The organism is Aphanothece microscopica RSMan92, from assembly GCF_046613545.2.
Classification (GTDB): domain Bacteria; phylum Cyanobacteriota; class Cyanobacteriia; order PCC-6307; family Cyanobiaceae; genus NIES-981.
On sequence record NZ_JBKKKY020000328.1, the window covers coordinates 1 to 636 of the forward strand.

1 protein-coding gene is annotated in these 636 nt (G+C 66.7%); it reads left to right on the forward strand.

Going from position 1 to position 636, the window contains the following annotated elements:
• A partial coding sequence (locus tag ACLD7X_RS17810; RefSeq protein WP_411425024.1) for a glycosyltransferase occupies nucleotides 1–636 on the forward strand: 636 nt, incomplete at both ends.

The window sequence follows — 636 nt, forward strand, 5'->3', positions numbered from 1 at the left end:
GCGAAGGCGGCAACGGCGCGCGCCGGCGTCCGGCTGCTCCAGACCTCGAAGGGTGCCGACCAGATCCCGCATGACCGGATGATCCCGGACTTCTACGCCAAGATCGACGTGCTGATCGCGCCCGTCGCGCCGGGGCGGGAAGGGACGTCGAATGTGATCATGGAGGCCCTGTCGCTGGGCATCCCGGTGATCACGACGCCCCATGCCGGCTTCCATGGCGAGTTCCTGGTCGATCGCAAGAACGCGCTGCTGTGCGACCGCGACGAATTGCTGCTGGCCGAGGCCATCTCCAGCCTCCAGCGGGATGAGCGGTTGCGCCGCAAGCTAGGGAATGAGGCCAGGCTGTTCGCGGAGCGGCACCACGACCTGACGACCATCGCCAAGGGCTATGCGGAGATCTTCAACCGCCTGATCTCGCCGCCCAAGAAGCGGCCGGTGGCGCGCCCGAAGGTCGCCTTCGTCCCGTTCTGGGAACCGATGGAGAATTTCGGCTCCTCCCGCCTGCGGGCCAAGTATCCGGCCGAGTATGTGGCCCGCACCGGGCGCTTCGACGTGGTGATCGGCTATGCCGAGGATGCGGATATCGTCGTGGTCGTGCAGATGTGCAGCGACCAGATCCTGGAGCGGCTGAACGCC